The organism is Streptomyces sp. NPDC003034 (genome assembly GCF_053591375.1).
This window is the reverse complement of the sequence record NZ_JBSFTS010000030.1, coordinates 1-17,929: the sequence shown is the minus strand read 5'-3', so window position 1 is coordinate 17,929 and position 17,929 is coordinate 1. Positions and strand designations below refer to the sequence as shown.

The 17,929-nt window shown below is 71.4% G+C and carries 6 protein-coding genes; all 6 read left to right on the top strand.

The window, feature by feature from the left end:
- Positions 1 to 49 precede the first annotated feature (49 nt).
- The 6 genes from ACWDX7_RS24560 to ACWDX7_RS24535 all read left to right on the top strand — a co-directional run bounded on the left by ACWDX7_RS24560 (position 50) and on the right by ACWDX7_RS24535 (position 17,738).
- Positions 50 to 12,502, top strand: a complete 12,453-nt coding sequence (locus tag ACWDX7_RS24560; protein ID WP_451489375.1) for an amino acid adenylation domain-containing protein — start codon at positions 50 to 52, stop codon at positions 12,500 to 12,502.
- A 20-nt stretch (positions 12,503 to 12,522) separates the two neighbouring features.
- Positions 12,523 to 13,503, top strand: coding sequence for a TauD/TfdA family dioxygenase (locus tag ACWDX7_RS24555; protein ID WP_451489376.1), 981 nt, complete (start codon positions 12,523 to 12,525; stop codon positions 13,501 to 13,503).
- A complete protein-coding gene (locus ACWDX7_RS24550) occupies positions 13,503 to 14,882 on the top strand; it encodes an MFS transporter (RefSeq protein WP_451489377.1) in 1,380 nt (459 codons plus the stop codon). The genes ACWDX7_RS24555 and ACWDX7_RS24550 overlap by 1 nt, the downstream gene beginning before the upstream one ends.
- Positions 14,883 to 14,943: 61 nt before the next feature.
- Entirely contained in the window at positions 14,944 to 16,122 is a 1,179-nt protein-coding gene (locus tag ACWDX7_RS24545) for a cytochrome P450 (protein WP_451489378.1), read from the top strand.
- A gap of 51 nt (positions 16,123 to 16,173) precedes the next feature.
- Complete coding sequence (locus tag ACWDX7_RS24540; protein ID WP_451489379.1) at positions 16,174 to 16,989, top strand: ArsR/SmtB family transcription factor; 816 nt, start codon at positions 16,174 to 16,176, stop codon at positions 16,987 to 16,989.
- Between the two features lie 14 nt (positions 16,990 to 17,003).
- Positions 17,004 to 17,738: a thioesterase II family protein gene (locus ACWDX7_RS24535; RefSeq protein ID WP_451489380.1), complete on the top strand. Its 735-nt coding sequence runs from the start codon at positions 17,004 to 17,006 to the stop codon at positions 17,736 to 17,738.
- Positions 17,739 to 17,929: the final 191 nt, after the last annotated feature.

Genomic DNA, 17,929 nt, shown 5'->3' with positions numbered 1-17,929 from the left:
CGGCCCGCCGCCTCGACCCGCTGACCTGCACTCCCTGGGGGATCCTCACATGAACACGCCGTCTTCCCGCGCGGACCGGATAGCCGCCCTTCCCGACCGGCTGCGGGAGGCGCTCGCCGAGCGCCTCGCCGGCCGGGCCCAGGCCGCCCCCGCGGGCGGCGCCCGGCCGCTGATCCCCGCCGTCCCGCGCGAGGACGGGCTGCCCATGTCCTTCGGGCAGCAGCGGCTGTGGTTCCTGGAGGACTTCGAACCGGAGAGCGCCGACTACCACTCGGCGCTTCCCGTGAGGATCGCCGGAAAGCTGGACGCGGACGCTCTGAGGGCCGCCGTCGGCGATCTCGTGGCACGCCACGAAGCGCTGCGTACGACCTTCGAGACGCGCGACGGGCGCGGCGTCCAAGTCCTCCACGAGGAGCTCGCTCCCGGCTGGTCGGTGGCCGAAGCGGACGGCGAGCAGGACGCGCGGGAGGTCGTACGGGCCGAGATGGCGCGCCCGTACGACCTCGCGGGCGGCCCGCTGGTCCGCGTCCTGCTCGTACGCCTGGCCGAGGACGAGCACCTCTGCGTCCTCGGGATGCACCACATCGTGACGGACGGCTGGTCCATGGGAATCGTCGCCCGGGAACTGGGCGAACTGTACGCGGCGCGACTTCACGGGCGGAACCACCGACTTCCCGAACCGGCGGTGCAGTACCCCGACTTCGCGGCCTGGCAGCGCAGCCGGCTGGAGGACGGCGGGCTGCTGGAGAAGCAGCTCGGCTGGTGGCGGGAGCAGCTTCAGGGCATCGCCCCGCTGGAGCTGCCCACGGACCGTCCCCGGCCCGCCGTACGCTCGTCCGCCGGAGCCGTCTACGGCTTCGAACTGCCCGAGGACACCGTCGCAGGTCTCACCGAGCTGGCCCGCGAGCGGGGCGCCACCCCGTTCATGGTCCTGACGGCAGCCGTCAAGGCGGTCTTCGCCCGCTGGTCCGGCCAGGAGGACATCGCGGTCGGCACCTCATCCGCGGCCCGCGGCCACCGCGAGCTGGAGCAACTCGTCGGCTTCGTGGTGAACACCGTCGTGCTGCGCTCACGGGTGGAGCCCGGACTGTCCTTCGCCCAGCTGCTCCAGCGGGTCAGGGACACCGTTCTCGACGCCTTCGCCCACGAGGACATCCCCTTCGACAAGATCGTCGAAGCCGTCCAGCCGGAGCGCGACCCCAGCCGTACCGCACTCGTCCAGGCCATGGTCGTGCTGCAGAACGCGCCGGCCGACGCCCTGGAACTGAGTGGTGCGCGGACCTGCGCATACCCGCTGGAACGGGACGCGTCGCTCTTCGACCTGACCTTCGAGTTCGAGGAGCGCGACGGACGACTGCTGGGCCTGGTCGAGTACAGCACCGAGCTCTTCGACGAGGCCACCATCGCCCGCATGACCGGCCACCTGCGCGTCCTGCTCGCCGGGGCGCTCGCCGGTCCCGACACCGCCGTGTCCGCGCTGCCGCTCCTCTCCGAAGAGGAACACCGGCAGGTCGTCACCGACTGGAACGCGACCGGGCTCCCCGCGCCCGACGGGCCGCTCATCCACGAGCGACTGGCCGAGCAGGCAGCCCGTACACCCGACGCGGTGGCCGTCATCGCCGACGACGGCACCCTCACCCACCGGGAGCTGGACGAACGGGCCAACCGGCTCGCACAGCACCTGGTCTCCCTGGGAGCCGGCCCCGGTGCGCTGATCGGCCTGAGCGTGGAGCGCGGCACCGCCATGGCGGTCGGCCTCCTGGGCATCCTGAAGGCGGGCGCGGCGTACGTACCGCTCGACCCGGCCTTCCCGGCCGACCGCATCGCCTACATGCTGGCGCAGTCCGGTGCGCGGCTGGCCGTCACCCAGTCCGCGGTCCGCGACCGGCTGCCGGCCGCAGACGTCCGGCTCGTGGACCTGGACGCGGAGCGGGAGCAGATCGAGCGCCTGCCCGCCCGCGCACCGGACACCGCCGTGTCGGCGCACGACCTCGCCTACGTCATCTACACCTCGGGGTCGACCGGCAACCCCAAGGGCGTCGCCGTCGAGCACCGCAACGTACGGCACATCCTCACCGCGTGGGACGGGCGGTACGGGCTCGCCGAGCTCAAGTTGCGCTTCCTGTCGGTCTCCAGTCTCTCCGTCGACCTCTTCTTCGCCGACCTCATCCGGTCCCTGCCCTTCGGCGGGGCCCTGGTGATCGCCTCGAAGGACGTGACCACCGAACCGGCCGCCCTTCTCGACCTCATCGCGGAGAGCGGTGCGACCGGCCTGGAGATCGTCCCGTCGCTGCTCAACGCCGTCCTCCAAGAGGTCGAGCGGCGCGGCGACGGCTTTCCGCCGCTGCGGTTGATCTCCGTCGGTTCCGAGGGCTGGCGGGTGGAGGACTGCCGCGACCTGCTGCGACAGATCCGGCACGACGCCGTGGTCGTCAACGCGTACGGCGGAACGGAGGCCACCGTCGACTCGACCGTTTTCGTACCTACCGAAGCCGCCCTGAAGGGCCGGACCTACGTCCCGATCGGCCGGCCCCTGCCCGGCACCCGGGTGTACGTCCTCGACGCGCACATGAACGTCGTCCCCGTCGGGGTACCCGGCGAGATCTGGATCGGCGGCGAGGGCGTCGGGCGCGGCTACCACGGGCGCGACGACCTGACCGCCGAGCGGTTCCGCCCCAGCCCCTTCGTGGTGGGGGACCGCCTCTACCGGACCGGCGACCGGGCCCGCCTGCTGCCCTCGGGGGACCTGGAGTTCCTCGGGCGCGCCGACGACCAGGTGAAGATCCGCGGCTTCCGCATCGAACTGGCCGAGGTCGAATCCGCCCTGCTCACCCACCCGGACGTGCGGGACGCCGTGGTGCTGGCCCGGGAGGAGGACTCCGGCCGGCGACGGCTGGTGGCGTACGTGGTGACGGACGCCGCAGCCGGCGCGGAAACCGGCGATGGCGCCGGCGCGGCCTCTGAAGCCGTCCTGGACACCGCCGGCCTGCGCGGCCACATGAACGGGCTGCTGCCGGACTACATGGTCCCGGCGGCGTTCGTCGCCCTCGACCGGCTCCCGCTGACGCCGAACGGCAAGGTGGACCGGCGCGCCCTGCCGGAGCCGGACGCCCAGCCCGGACGGCTCGGCACCGAGTACACCGCGCCGCGCGACGCGACCGAGGAGGTCCTCGCCGCCGTATGGGCGGAGGTCTTGGGCGTCGAGCAGGTCGGCATCCACGACAACTTCTTCGACCTGGGCGCCGACTCGATCCTGTCCATCCAGGTCGTCTCGCGCGCCCGGCTAGCCGGCCTGCGGCTGACCTCGAAACAGCTCTTCCTGCACCAGACCATCGCCGCCCTCTCCACCGTCGTCACCGCGGCCGGCCAGGCCGTGCGCACCGGGCAGGTGCGGGCCCGCGGCCGGGCCGAACTGACGCCCATCCAGGCCTGGTTCCTCGCCGAGCACACCGTCGACCCCGACCACTACGCGATGTCCGTCCAGGTCGAGCTGGCGCCCGGCACGGAAGCCGGACTGCTGGAGCGGGCACTCGACGCGGTCACCGACCACCACGACGCACTGCGCCTGCGGTACGCGCGCAGCGGCGCCGACTGGATCCAGGAGTACGGCGACCGGCCCACCGGGATCCTCTCCGTACGCGACCTGACGGAACGCGCGGACGCCGACGGCGCGATGCACGCGGCAGCCCTGGAAGCCCAGCGGTCCCTGGACCTGGCGAGCGGCGCCCTGGTGAAGGGCGTGTACTTCCGCCTGGCCGACGGCGCCGCCCCCCGGCTCTTCCTCGCCGTCCACCACATCGTCATGGACGGGGTGTCCTGGCGGGTGGTGCTGGAGGACCTGGCGACCGCGTACGGCCAGCTGGCGCAGGGGCGCCCGGTCGATCTGGGGGCCAAGTCGAGCAGCTACCAGGAGTGGTCGCAGCGGCTCGCCGACCACGTCCGCTCCGGCGGTTTCGACCACGAGATCTCCCACTGGCGGGCCGTGGACCCGAACAACGCTCCCGCCCTGCCCGTTGACCACCCGGCCGGGGAGAACACCACCGCGCACGAGCGGACCGTCGAGGTCCGCCTCGGCCACGCCGAGACCAGGGCCCTCCTCCAGCAGGTCCCGTCCGTCTACCGCACCCAGATCAACGACGTGCTGGTCAGCGCCCTCGGCCGGACCCTGGCCGACTGGATCGGCTCGGAGCGCCTGGTCATCGGGCTGGAAGGCCACGGCCGCGAGGAACTCTTCGACGACATCGACCTCTCCCGCACCGTCGGCTGGTTCACCACCCACTTCCCCGTCGCCCTGGACCTCCCGAGCGGCCACGCCTGGGACGAGACCATCAAGTCCGTCAAGGAGCAGCTGCGGGCCGTCCCGACCCGCGGCCTCGCATACGACGCCCTGCGCTTCCTCTCGCCGCCCGGCACGCCGGGGCACGCGCTGCGCGCTGACCGGCTGCCGCAGATCAGCTTCAACTACCTGGGCCAGTGGGACGGCACCACCAGCGACAGCGGCCTGATCCGCGACCGCCTCGGCGCCCTGGGCCTCGACCACGCCGCCGACGAGCCCCGCCCGTACCTCCTCGACGTCGTCGGCATGGTCGAAGCCGGCACCCTCGGCTTCACCTGGATCTTCTCCGGCGAAGTCCTCGACACCGCGACCGTCGAGCGGCTCGCCGAGGCGTTCGTGACCGCGTTGCGCTCCCTGATCGCGCACTGTCTGCTGCCGCAGAGCGGCGGGGCGACCCCGTCCGACTTCCCGCTCGCCGGGCTGGACCAGGCGGCCGTCGACCGCATCGCGGGCGACGGCCGGGACGTCGAGGACGTCTACCCGCTCACGCCCATGCAGAGCGGCATGCTCTTCCACACCCTCGCCGAACCCGGCTCCGGTGCCTACTTCGAGCAGATGAGCTTCGTCCTCGACGGAGTGCGCGAGCCCGGCCTGCTGGAGCGTGCCTGGCAGCACGTGAGCGACCACCTGGAGATCCTGCGCGCCGCCGTCCAGTGGGAGCGGGTCGACCGCCCGCTGCTGGTCGTCCACCGCCGCACCGCACTGCCCGTCGTGCACCTGGACTGGCGTGGACTGTCCGCCGGCGCCCGGGCCGCGGAGTTGGACCGCTACCTGGCCGAGGACCGCGCCCGGGGCATCGACCTGTCGGCCGCGCCGCTGATGCGGCTCGCTCTGATACGGCTGTCGGACACCTCGGTGCGGGTCGTGCGAACCTCGCACCACGTCCTGCTCGACGGCTGGAGCACCTTCCAGATGCTCGACGAACTCGGCACCGCCTACCGGGCCCTCGCCGCCGGCGAGGCACCCGTACTCCCCGCGCGGCGCCCGTTCAGCGCGTACGTGGAGTGGCTGGAGCGCCAGGATCTGACCCAGGCCGAGCAGTACTGGCGTGGTCTGCTGGGCGGGGTGACGGAGCCCACCTCGCTGCCCTTCGACCGCCGCCCGGCCGAGACCCACCGCGCCCAGTCGTCCGAACGGCTGGTGACCTGGCTGACCGCCGAAGCCTCCGAGCGGCTGTACGGGTTCGCCCGCGCCCACCGGCTGACAGTGAACGCCGTCGTGCAGGGCGCATGGGCACTGCTCCTGTCGAGGTACTCGGGCGAGCCGGACGTGGTGTTCGGCGCGACGGTCTCCGGCCGCCCGGCCGATCTGGCGGGCGCGGACTCGATGGTCGGCATGCTCATCAACACGCTGCCGGTGCGCGTCGAGATCGACGGTGCGGCGCCCGTCGCCACGTGGCTGGCGGGAGTGCAGCAGGCGCAGGTGGAGGCACGGCAGTACGAGTACGTTCCCCTGCCGCAGATCCAGGGCTGGAGCGGCATCGAACGCGGCTCCAACCTCTTCGAGAGCCTCGTGGCCTTCGAGAACTTTCCCGTGAACGGGGCGCCGAATACCGCGGAGGGCGGTGATGACGTACGGCTGCACAGCCTGGAGGGCGCCGACGTCACCAACTTCCCGCTGAACCTCGTGGCCTACGCCGGGGACGCGCTGGCGTACGCGCTGGCCTACGACCCGCAGCTGTTCGACGCGGCCACCATCGAGCGCATGGCCGGCCACCTCGGCGCACTGCTGGACGGCATGGCGGCCGACCCCGGGCAGCGCGTGTCCGCGGTTGCGATGCTGGGGCCGGGGGAGTTCGAGCGGGTGGTGCACGAGTGGAACGCGACGGGTGGTGTGCCGGTTCCGGAGGGGACGGTGCATGGGCTGGTCGCGGAGCGTGCGCTGGCGTCGCCGGATGCGGTCGCGGTGTCGTTCCAGGGTGTGTCCTTGACGTACCGGGAGTTGGAGGAGCGGGCGAATGCGCTGGCTCATCGACTCGCGTCCTCGGGTGCCGGTCCTGGTGGGCTGGTGGCGTTGTCCGTGGAGCGCGGCCTGCACATGGTGGTGGGGCTGCTGGGAATCATGAAGTCCGGTGCGGCGTACGTGCCGTTGGATCCGGCCTATCCGGTGGACCGGTTGGCCTACATGCTTGAGGACAGTGGTGCGCGGCTGTTGGTCACGCACCGTGGCTCGGACCGTCCGCTGCCCGCTCCGGACGGGGTCGTCGTCGTGGACCTCGACGCGGTGGGGCTGGAGGGGGGCGAGGGGCGCACGGCGGCGCCGCGGACCGGTGTCACCGGCTCCGACCTGGCCTATGTCATCTACACCTCGGGTTCGACGGGCCGTCCGAAGGGGGTGGCGGTCGAGCACCGCACGGTGTTGAACCTGCTGGCCAACTGCCAGCCCCTGTACGACTTCGGTGCGGACGACGTCTGGACGGTCTTCCACTCGTACGCGTTCGACTTCTCGGTGTGGGAGCTGTGGGGTGCGCTGATCTCCGGTGGCCGCGCGGTCATCGTCGCGCACGACACGGCCCGCAGTCCGGAAGCGATGTGGCGGCTGCTGGGCGAGGAGCGGGTGACGGTCTTCAACCAGACCCCGTCGATGTTCCGCGAACTTGTCGAGCAGGCGGCGCAGTCGGCCTCTCCCAGTCTTCCCGATCTCCGCTGGGTGATCTTCGGCGGAGAGGCGTTGGAGCCGAAGCACCTGCTGACCTGGTTCGACCGGTTCGGTTCGTGCGGGGCGCGGTTGGTGAACATGTACGGGATCACCGAGACGACGGTGCATGTCACCCATCAGGAGATCGGTGCGGAGCATGTGGCCCGGGGTGGGCGGCTGCCGGCCGGACGTCCGCTGCCGAGTTACCGGGTGTTGTTGCTGGACGAGCACGGTGTTCCGGTGCCCGTGGGTGTCGCGGGTGAGATCCATGTCGCCGGTGCTGGTCTGGCCCGTGGCTACCTGCACCGCCCGGAGCTGACCGAGGAGCGGTTCCCCGTGAACCCGTACGGGGTTGCGGGCGAGCGGATGTACCGCTCGGGCGATGTGGCCCGCTGGCTGCCGGACGGCACGCTGGAGCATCTGGGGCGGGCTGACGACCAGGTGAAGATCCGGGGGTTCCGGATCGAGCTCGGGGAGATCGAGACGGCTCTGGTGGGGCACGAGGCGATCCGGGAGACGGTGGTCGTGGCCCATCAGGGCATCGACGGTCACCGGCGGCTGGTGGCGTATGTCGTCTTCGACGGTGATCTGTCGACGGCTGATCTGCGGGCGCATCTGGCGCTGAGTCTTCCGGACTACATGGTTCCGGCCGTGTTCGTGCCGTTGGAGAGGCTCCCGCTGACACCGAGCGGGAAGGTGGACCGGCGTTCCCTGCCGGCTCCCGAGGTCCGGGCCGAACAGCTCGGCACCGCCTACGCCGCCCCGCGCGATGCGACGGAGGAGGCCCTCGCCGCGGTGTGGGCGGAGGTCCTGGGGGTCGAAAAGGTCGGCATCCACGACAACTTCTTCGAACTCGGCGGCGACTCCATCCTCTCCATCCAGGTCATCTCACGCGCCCGCCGGGCCCTGGGCACCAGCCTGTCGCCGCGGCTGCTGTTCGAGGCTCCGACGGTCGCCCGACTCGCGGCCGCGGTCGTGCCGCAGGAGCCGACCGGAAACCATGGCATTCCGGTGGCCCCGCGCGACGGACTGCTGCCGATGTCCTTCGGCCAGCAGCGCCTCTGGTTCCTGGAGGACTTCAACGAGGGCAGCACGGAATACCACTCCGCCGCCGGTCTGCGCCTGACCGGTCCGCTCGACGCGAGCGCCCTGCGCGCTGCCGTCGGCGACCTGGTGGCGCGGCACGAGTCCCTGCGGACGACGTTCGACGTGGTCGGCGGCCGGGGCGTGCAGATCGTGCACCCCGTCCTCGCACCGCAGTGGCGTACGGCCGACGCGGCGGACGAGGAGCACCTGCGCGCGCTGGCCCGGGAAGAGGTGGCGCGCCCGTACGACCTGAGGAACGGCCCGCTCGTACGCGTCCTGCTCGTACGGCTGGCGGACGACGCCCACGTGTGCGTCCTCGGAATGCACCACATCGTGACGGACGGGTGGTCCATGGGTGTCGCGGCTCGCGAGCTGAGCGAGCTGTACGCCGCGCGCGTCAGCGGCCGGCCGGCCGGACTGGCCGACGTACCCGTGCAGTACGCGGACTTCGCGGCGTGGCAGCGCGAGCGGCTGGAGGACGGGGGACTGCTGGAGGAGCAGCTCGCCTGGTGGCGTGAGCGCCTCGCGGGCATCTCCCCGCTCGAACTGCCCACCGACCGTCCCCGCCCGGCGGTGCGCTCCTCGAAGGGAGCGGTTCACGGCTTCGACCTGCCGTCGGCCACGGTCGACGGACTGAAGACCCTGGCGCACGAGCGGGGCGCGACGCTGTTCATGGTGCTGACGGCGGCCGTCCAGACAGTTTTCGCCCGGTACACCGGGCAGCAGGACATCGCGGTCGGTACCGCCTCGGCGGGGCGCGGGCACAGCGACCTGGAGCAGCTCGTCGGCTTCCTGGTCAATACGGTGGTGCTGCGCTCACACGTCGAGCCCGAAATGACCTACGGAGCGCTGCTCGACCAGGTGAAGGAGACGGTCCTCGACGCCTTCGCGCACGAGGAGGTGCCGTACGAGCGCCTGGTGGAGGCGCTGCGGCCGGAGCGGGACACCAGCCGGACGCCGCTCATCCAGGCCATGGTCGTGCTCCAGAACGCGCCCGGCATGCGGCCGGACCTGGGTGAGGTGAAGGTCGAGGACTACCGGCTGGAGCGGGACACCGCGCTGTTCGATCTCACCATCGAGTTCGAGGAGCACGCCGGCACTCTGCGCGCCCTGGTCGAATACAGCGCCGAGCTGTTCGACGCGTCGACGATCGCACGTTTCGGGGAACACCTGAAGGTGCTGCTGGCCGGGATCATCGCCGACCCGGAGCAGCCCGTGGCCGCCCTTCCCCTGCTGACGCCGGGTGAGTTCGAGCGTGTGGTGCGGGAGTGGAACGAGACGGGCGGGGTCGCGGTCGCGGAGGGGACCGTGCACGGGCTGGTCGCGGAGCGGGCGGCCGCGGTGCCGGATGCGGTGGCGGTTTCGTTCGGTGACGAGTCTTTGACCTACCGGGAGTTGGACGCGCGGGCGAATGCGCTGGCGCATCGTCTGGTGTCGTTGGGAGCGGGTCCTGACCGGCTGGTGGCGCTGTCGGTGGAGCGGGGTCTGGACATGGCGGTGGGTCTGCTGGGGATCATGAAGTCGGGGGCGGCTTATGTGCCGTTGGATCCGGCGTATCCGGTGGACCGGCTGGCGTACATGCTCCGGGACAGTGGCGCCGAGTTGCTGGTGACGCACCGGGGGCTGGACGCGCGGCTGCCGGTGGTGGACGCCGTGGTCGTGGACCTGGATGCGGACCGGGCCACCATCAGCGCGTATCCGAAGACCGCCCCAGAGACGAAGGCGACGGCTGCGCATCTCGCCTATGTCATTTACACGTCGGGTTCGACGGGCCGTCCGAAGGGTGTGGCGGTCGAGCACCGGACGGTACTGAATCTGCTGGCGAACTGTGCGCCGCTGTTCGGCTTCGGCGCGGGTGACGTGTGGACGGTCTTCCATTCGTACGCGTTCGACTTCTCGGTGTGGGAGTTGTGGGGTGCGTTGGCCACGGGCGGCCGGGCGGTGATCGTGCCGCATGACACGGCCCGTAGTCCGGAGGCGATGTGGGAGCTGCTGCGCCGGGAGCGGGTGACGGTCTTCAACCAGACGCCGTCGATGTTCCGTGAACTCGTGGAGGAGGCCGCCCGGTCCGCCGCGCCGGTCCTTCGAGACCTCCGCTGGGTGATCTTCGGTGGTGAGGCACTGGAGCCGAAGCACGTGCTGACGTGGTTCGGGCGGTACGGATCCGGTGGTGCCCGGCTGGTGAACATGTACGGCATCACGGAGACGACCGTGCACGTGACGTACCAGGAGATCGAGGCCGGGCATGTGGCCGCTGGTGGCCGCCTGCCGGCGGGGCGGCCGTTGCCGGGCTACCGGGTGTTCTTGCTGGATCCGCTGGGCCATCCCGTCCCGGTGGGGGTGGCGGGGGAGATTCACGTCGCGGGTGGCGGGGTGGCTCGTGGGTATCTGCACCGGCCGGAGTTGACCGAGGAGCGGTTCCCGGTGAACCCGTACGGGGCCCCGGGTGAGCGGATGTACCGGTCGGGTGATGTGGCCCGTTGGAGGGCGGACGGGACGCTGGAGTATCTGGGCCGTGCGGACGATCAGGTGAAGATCCGTGGCTTCCGCATCGAGCTCGGTGAGATCGAGACCGCTCTGGTGGGGCACGAGCGGGTCAGGGAGACGGTCGTGGTGGCCCATGAGGGCGGTGACGGTCACCGCCGGCTGGTCGCCTATCTGGTTCCGGAGGGTGATCTGCCGGTCCGGGAGCTGCGGGCCCATCTGGCGGAAAGCCTTCCCGATCACATGATCCCGGCCGTCTTCGTCCCGCTGGAGCGGCTGCCGGTGACCCCCAGTGGCAAGGTGGACCGGCGTGCGCTGCCCGCTCCCGAGGTACGGGCGGAGCGGCCCGGTACTCCGTACGTGGCCCCGCGTGAGGGGATCGAGGAGGCTTTGGCCGCGGTGTGGGCCGAGGTGCTGGGCGTCCGGCGGGTCGGCGTCCACGACAACTTCTTCGAGCTCGGCGGGGACTCCATCCTCTCCATCCAGGTCATCTCACGCGCCCGCCGGGCCGGCCTGCGACTCACCTCCAAGCTGTTGTTCGTCCACCAGACGGTGGCCGAACTCGCGTCCGTGGTCGAGCACTCGGACCCGGCGGCGCCCGCGGCCGCACCGGCCGAGGCGTCGGGCCGCGTCACCCTCACGCCCATCCAGCGGTGGTTCTTCGAAGCGCACACGGTCAACCCGCATCAGTACGCGATGTCCGTCCACGTCTCCCTGGCCCATGGCACCGAGGCGGCCCTGTTGGAGCGGGCCCTGACCGCGGTCGTCGACCACCACGACGCCCTGCGCATGCGCTACTCGCGCGACGCCTCCGGCTCCTGGCACCAGGAGTACGCAGACCGGTCCGGCGAACTGCTCGCCGTCAGGGACCTCACCGGCGCCTTTGACGTGGAAGGCGCGCTGCACGACGTGGCTTCGCAGCTGCAGCGCGCCCTGGACCTGGAGAACGGCACCCTCGTGAAGGGCGCCTTCCTCCTCCTGCCCGACGGCGCGGCGCCCCGGCTCTTCCTCGCCGTCCACCACCTCGTGATGGACGGCGTGTCCTGGCGGATCGTCCTGGAGGACCTGGCGACGGCGTACGACCAGCTGGCGGCCGGGCGGGCCGTCGACCTGGGGCCCGGGTCCAGCAGCTACCAGCAGTGGTCGCGGCGCCTCACCGAACACGTGCGCTCGGGCGGCTTCGACCACGAGACGGCGTACTGGCACAAGGCCTCCGGCGCCGGGGGCATCCCCTGCGACGCCCCCTCGGAGAGCCGGGCGGACGGTTCCGGTCCGGGTACGTACGGGGAGCTCGCGGTGGAATCCGTACGAATGGACCGCGCCGAGACCGCGGCCCTGCTCCACCGGGTGCCGGCTGCCTTTCGCACGCAGATCAACGACGTGCTGCTGGCCGCGCTGGGCCGGGTACTGGGCGACTGGGCGGGCGCCGCGGTCACCATCGCGCTCGAAGGCCACGGCCGGGAGGAGCTGTTCGACGACGTGGACCTGTCCCGGACCGTCGGGTGGTTCACCACCATCTACCCCGTCACCCTCGACGTACCGAGCGGCGACTGGAGCCCGGCGCTGAAGGCGGTCAAGCGGACTCTGCGCAAGGTCCCCGGCCGAGGCGTCGGCTACGGGGCTCTGCGCTACCTGTCCGCACCGGGCAGCGCCGCCCACACCGCCCTCGCGGGGGCCCCGCAGCCGCAGATCAGTTTCAACTACTTGGGCCAGTGGGGCGCCGCGACCAGCGGGAGCGGCCTCGTCCGGGACCGCTTCGACGGCCTCGGCGCCGACCAGGCGCCCGACCAGCCGCGCCCGCACCTCATCGACATCGTCGCCGCCGTCAGTGACGGCGAGCTGCGGGTCGACTGGATGCACTCTCCGACCACGCACACACCGACCACCGTCCGCCGGCTCGCGGAGGAGTTCCTCACCGCGCTGCGGCAGATCGCCGCCACTGCCGGCAACGGCAGCTGACCGACCAGAAAGATGTTCCTGTGGCTCGCTACGTACTGAACGACGAAGAGAAGAACGAGATAGCGGCGATCGCCGACGGCTTCCGCGCCGGCCATCCGGTGTGGGCGCCGATGGACTACGCGGACGAGATCCGCGTCGAGGCGGAGCGACTGCCGGTCGGCCTGCGGCAGTTTCTCGTCACCTCCCGCGCCGCGGAGGACGCGGTGATCGCGGTGGCGAACCTGCCCGTGGACGAGCACCTCGTCCCCACGCCGTCGAACTGGCAGGTCGCGGAGAAGGAGGGCGCCGCGGTCCGTGAGGAGCTGGTGCTGCTCCTCGTCGCCTCCGTCCTCGGTGACCCGTTCGCCTGGTCCAACCAGCAGAACGGCCGTCTCGTGCACGACGTCTGCCCCGCCAAGGGGCAGGAGGCCTCCCTCACCAGCGCCAGCAGCCAACAGCAGCTGACCCTGCACACCGAGGACGTCTTCCACAGCTGCCGGGGCGACTACGTCGCCTTGATGTGCCTGCGCAACCCCGACGGGGTGGGCACCACGGTGGCGACGGTGGACTCGGTGGAGTTCGCGCAGCCCCTGCGCGAGGTGCTGCACCAGGACCGGTTTCGGTTCTTCCCGGACGACTCGCACGACGTGGTGCCGCTGCACAGCGCCGAGCACCCGTCCGCGCTGGAGGAGCGCCCGCACGAGGTGGCCTCGGTGCTCTTCGGGCCGCAGGATGCGCCCTACCTGCGCATCGACGCGGACTTCACCAGCCCGCTCCCCGGGGACGCGGAGGCGGAGCGGGCGATGAACGAGGCAGCGGCCCGGTTGGCCGGGGCCGCTGAGCGCATCGTGCTGAGCCCCGGCGAAGCGGCGTTCATCGACAACTACCGGGTCATCCACGGCAGGGACACCTTCACGCCCCGTTACGATGGCACGGACCGCTGGCTCAAGCGCACGAGCATGGTGCGCGACCTGCGCCGTACCTTCGTCCACACGAAGTCCCGCTCCAGGCTGATTGCCTGATGCCCGGCAGCACGGCCGCGCAGCCCGGCGGCGGGCGCGGGTTCACCCTTCTGTGGACGAGCCAGGCCTTCGGCGAATTCGCGTACAGCACCTCGCTGATCGTCCTGCCCCTGCTCGTCCTGGCCATCACCGGCTCACCCTCCCAGGCGGGGATCATCGGTTTCGTGGACGCGGCGGCCATGCTTCTGGCGGGGCTGCCCGCCGGAGCGGTCGCCGACCGGTACGACCGGCGAACCGTGATGCTGTGGTGCCAGGCCGCGCTCGTCGCGGTGTTCGGCGGGCTGGCCCTGCTGCTGTGGGCGGGGGCGGTCTCACTCCCCGCGCTGGTGGGACTCGCCCTCGTCAACGGCGCCGCCACGGCGATGACGATGGCCGCCGGTGAGGCGATGATCCCCGGCCTGGTGCCGCGGGACCGGCTCTCGCAGGCGGTCGCCATGAACTCGGCGCGGACGTACGCCGGCCAGCTCGTCGGCACCTCGGCCGGCGGGTTCCTGCTGGCGGTCAAGAACGCGTTCCCGTTCGTCGTCGGCTGTGCGGCGCACCTCATCGGGCTGGTGCTGCTGCTGTTCCTCGAACGACAGCCGCCGGCCGGTCCTCCGGCGGGCGCCGGTCCCGGCTTCGGCGCCGGGTCCGGGCCAGGGCCGGGACCCGGATCAGGACCGGGCGGACAGCGGGCACTCCTGGAGGGCGTGCGCTGGATAGCCCGGCACCCCTTCCTGCGCCTGGGGCTCTGCTACGCGACGGCGACGAACTTCTTCTTCGGCGCCATCTACTTCATCGTCATCGCCTCGGCGCAGGGCAGCGGCATGAACTCCGGGCTCATCGGCGTCATGGCCGCCCTGCTGGGCGTCGGAGGCCTGCTGGGAGCCCTGGCGGCGCCACTGCTGCGGCGCGTACTGACCGGCTCGCGGCCCATCTTCGTCGTGCTGTGGCTCTTCGCCCTGCTCACCGCGGGGATCGCGGTGCTGCCGGGCAGTTACACGCCGGGGATCCTGCTGGGCGCGATCGCCTTCGCCGCGCCGACGGCGAACGCGTACTTCACCACGTACCAACTGCTCCTCACGCCCGACAGCCACCGCGGCCGGGTGGTCAGCGTCGCGGCGCTGTGCAGTGGGGCCGGTGGCGCGATCGCCCCGCTCGCGGGCGGGCTGCTGCTGGACTTCACGGGCCGGTTCGCAGGTCTGATGGGTTGCGCGGCCGTGATGACGGCCGTCGCCTTGTCGGCGGTGCTGAGCCCAGTGATGCGGGGCGTCCCGGACGAGGTCGGGGACCCCGACCAGGACACGGACCGAAACCAGTCCGCGGACCCGGCCGCCCGCGTCATGGCACCGGGTGAGGGAGCGGACCCCGCGGCCGCCCCCGAGAAGACCCCGGCGTAACCCCCGCTCCCTCCACCTCACGGGTCCACCGTTTCTTACAGACAGGTAAAGACAGGTCCCCATGACCATCGATCTGGCACACCCCGACCTCTACACCACCGACGACCGCTTCCGGATGTGGCAGCGGTACGCCGCCTCGGACGCGAAGGTATGGAGCGAGCCGGGCGTCTCCCCGAGCGGCTTCTGGTCGGTGTTCTCGCACCGGGACGTGGCCGCGGTCCTTTCCCCCAAGGCTCCCTTCACCTCAGAGCACGGCATGATGATCGGCTTCGACGCCGAACACTGCGACAGCTCCGGCGGACGGATGCTCGTCGTGAGCGAGGGCAGTTGGCACTCCGTGCTCAAGCGGCTCATCGGCCCCTTCCTGTCCCGGCTGAGGGCCCCCGAGCTCCAGTCGGTGCTGTCGCAGGAAGTCACCGACATCGTCGAGCGGATGAAGTCCGAGGAGTCGACCGACGTGGCCGTGGAGGTCGGCCCCCGCCTGCCCGCGGCCATCGTCTGTGAGGTCATCGGCGTGCCGCTGAGCGAGCGCGAGCAGCTGATCGAGCTGACGAACCACGCTTTCGGTGGCGCGGACAGCGGCTTCGACAAGATGACTCCCGCCGAGGCGCACACGGAGATCCTCTTCTACTTCCACGAACTGATCGAGCGGCGGCGCGTGGAGCCCGGCCCGGATCTGGTGACGGCGCTGCTCGCGGACGGCCGGCTGAGTACCGAGGATGTACTGATCAACTGCGACAACGTACTGATCGGTGGCAACGAGACGACGCGGCATTCCATCACCGGTGCCTTCCACGTGTTCCAGAAGTTCCCCGGGACGCTGGACGCTCTGCAGGCGCATCCCGAGCTGACCGACCGGGCCGTGGAGGAGCTCGTCCGCTGGACCTCACCGGCGGCGCACGTACTGCGCGTGGCGACGCAGGACTGCGTGATCGGCGACCAGGAGATCCGCAAGGGCCAGGCGGTGGTGGCGTGGCTGGCCGCGGCCAACCGCGACGAGCGGGTCTTCGCCGATCCGCACACCTTCCTGCCGGGACGCACGCCCAACCGGCACCTCGGCTTCGGGACGGGCCCGCACCACTGCCTGGGCGCGGCGCTGGCCAGGGTGGAGCTGCGCGAGCTGCTCCACCGGCTTTCGGCCGAAGCGCGGTCCGTACGACTGCGGGGAGAGGTCGGCTGGATGCGCTCGAACCTCGTGCAGGGATACAGCAGTCTGCCCGTCTCGGTGGACTGGCGATGATCATCCGATTTGCATATGATCATGTAGAAATCGCGGCGGGGGTGCCCTAGCGTGTTGGAACTGCGTCTCAATGTCGAGGACCTGTCCCGGATCCGCATCATCAGCACGCTGGGCGTGCTGTTCGAAACCCACTTTGCCTGGGGGCGCTTGTCGGACCAGCGACGTGACGGGTTAGCCGAGTGGCGTCGCATCACCCGGCTCAGAATGCGCAGGCTGGCGGTCGCGCACAAGCTGCTGGAACCTCCGTATTCCCTGCTGGAAACCGTGGCTTCAGCCCTGCCGCGCGACGGCGACCTGTTCCACACCGTGGCCGTGGAGCCGTTCTGGGACCGGATCCTGCGCTCGCTGAAGGCGGAACGCGACGCCTGCGGCCGGGCGATGCTCGCGGGCGGTATCGAGCAGGTGCTCAACAACCTGCACGCGGCGGTCCGATGGGAGTCCCCCATCCTGCGCATCGACAACATCCAGCCGGCCCGGCGGGCCGACCTCGGAGGGCGGGGGATGGCCCTCGTCCCCTCGCTCTTCGCTCCCCATCCGTTCCTCATCGACTCCCACATGGGCTGGCCGGGTCCGCCGATCCTCGTCTACAACGTCACGCCCGACCAGGAGGCCACGGCCGCCCTGTGGCAGGGGCGTGAGGGCGAATCGGTGCTGCGGGCCCTGCTCGGCCGTACCAGGGCGGACGTCCTGGACAGCCTGCGGGAGACCCGTTCGACGGGCGAGGTCGCGGACCGCCTCCGCATCTCCAGTCCATCGGCCAGCAAGCACATCACGGTCCTGCGCCGCGCCGGATTCGTGACCACCGAACGCAGGCAGAACTCCGCGGTCCACAGCCTCACCCCGCTGGGCGAGGCCATCCTCGGCTGACGAATCGAGTCCACATGTCCTACCTGGTCCGCCACGCGTGCCCGGCGCGGCCCGCCCTGCGCCTGGTGTGCTTCCCGCACGCGGGCGGCAGCCCCAGCTTCTTCCGCGGCTGGTCCCGGCACCTGGACCCGTCGGTGGAACTGACGGCCGTCTGCTACCCGGGCCGCGAAGGCCGCTTCAGTGAGCCCCTGATCCCGGTCATGGACGAGCTGGCCGGGCAGATCACCGCGGAACTGCTGGCCGAGCCGCCCCTGCGAACCGTCCTGTTCGGCCACAGCATGGGCGCGGCCGTGGCGTACGAGACCCTCCTGCGCCTGCAGGGCGCGGGTGCGGACCACTTCACGCGCCTGTGCGTCTCGGGCCGCAGGCCGGCCGCCGCCGCCACCGGCGCGGCCGATGTGGCTCCGCGCACGGACGCGGACCTGATCGCGGCCGTCACCTCCCTGGGCGGTACGAACGCGGAGGTCTGGAACGACCCGGACCTGCGCGAGATGTTCCTGCCGATCCTCCGCAATGACTACCGCCTGATCGACGGCTACCGCCCGCGCGAGGACGCCCCGTTGCTGGACGCGGCGGTCCTGGCCCTCACGGGCGACCGAGACCCCCGGGCCACTCCCCGGGAAGTGGAGCAGTGGTCCGCGGTCACCGCGGGACCCTTCGCGTCCCACGTGTTCGAGGGCGACCACTTCTACCTCATCCCCCATGCCGCGCAGGTGGCCCGGCTGGCGGTGGGCCGCAACGACGGGTGACCGGCGGCACCTTCCGCGACAGCCAGGGCTACCACCTCGCAGCCCCCCACCTGCCCGGCCCCCTGGAGCGGCTCCGCGCCGACCCCTCCACGCGGCCAGCCGCACGGCGGAGCGCTCCGCCGTGCGGCCCGCCCCCCCCCAGACCCCATTTTGCATCCTCGTGGGTCATCCGTAGCGGCCCGGGGGGGTGG

Coding starts and splice junctions, on each gene's coding strand:
- ACWDX7_RS24560 (WP_451489375.1), top strand. CDS start 50: ATGAACACGCCGTCTTCCCGCGCGGACCGGATAGCCGCCCTTCCCGAC.
- ACWDX7_RS24550 (WP_451489377.1), top strand. CDS start 13,503: ATGCCCGGCAGCACGGCCGCGCAGCCCGGCGGCGGGCGCGGGTTCACC.
- ACWDX7_RS24545 (WP_451489378.1), top strand. CDS start 14,944: ATGACCATCGATCTGGCACACCCCGACCTCTACACCACCGACGACCGC.
- ACWDX7_RS24535 (WP_451489380.1), top strand. CDS start 17,004: ATGTCCTACCTGGTCCGCCACGCGTGCCCGGCGCGGCCCGCCCTGCGC.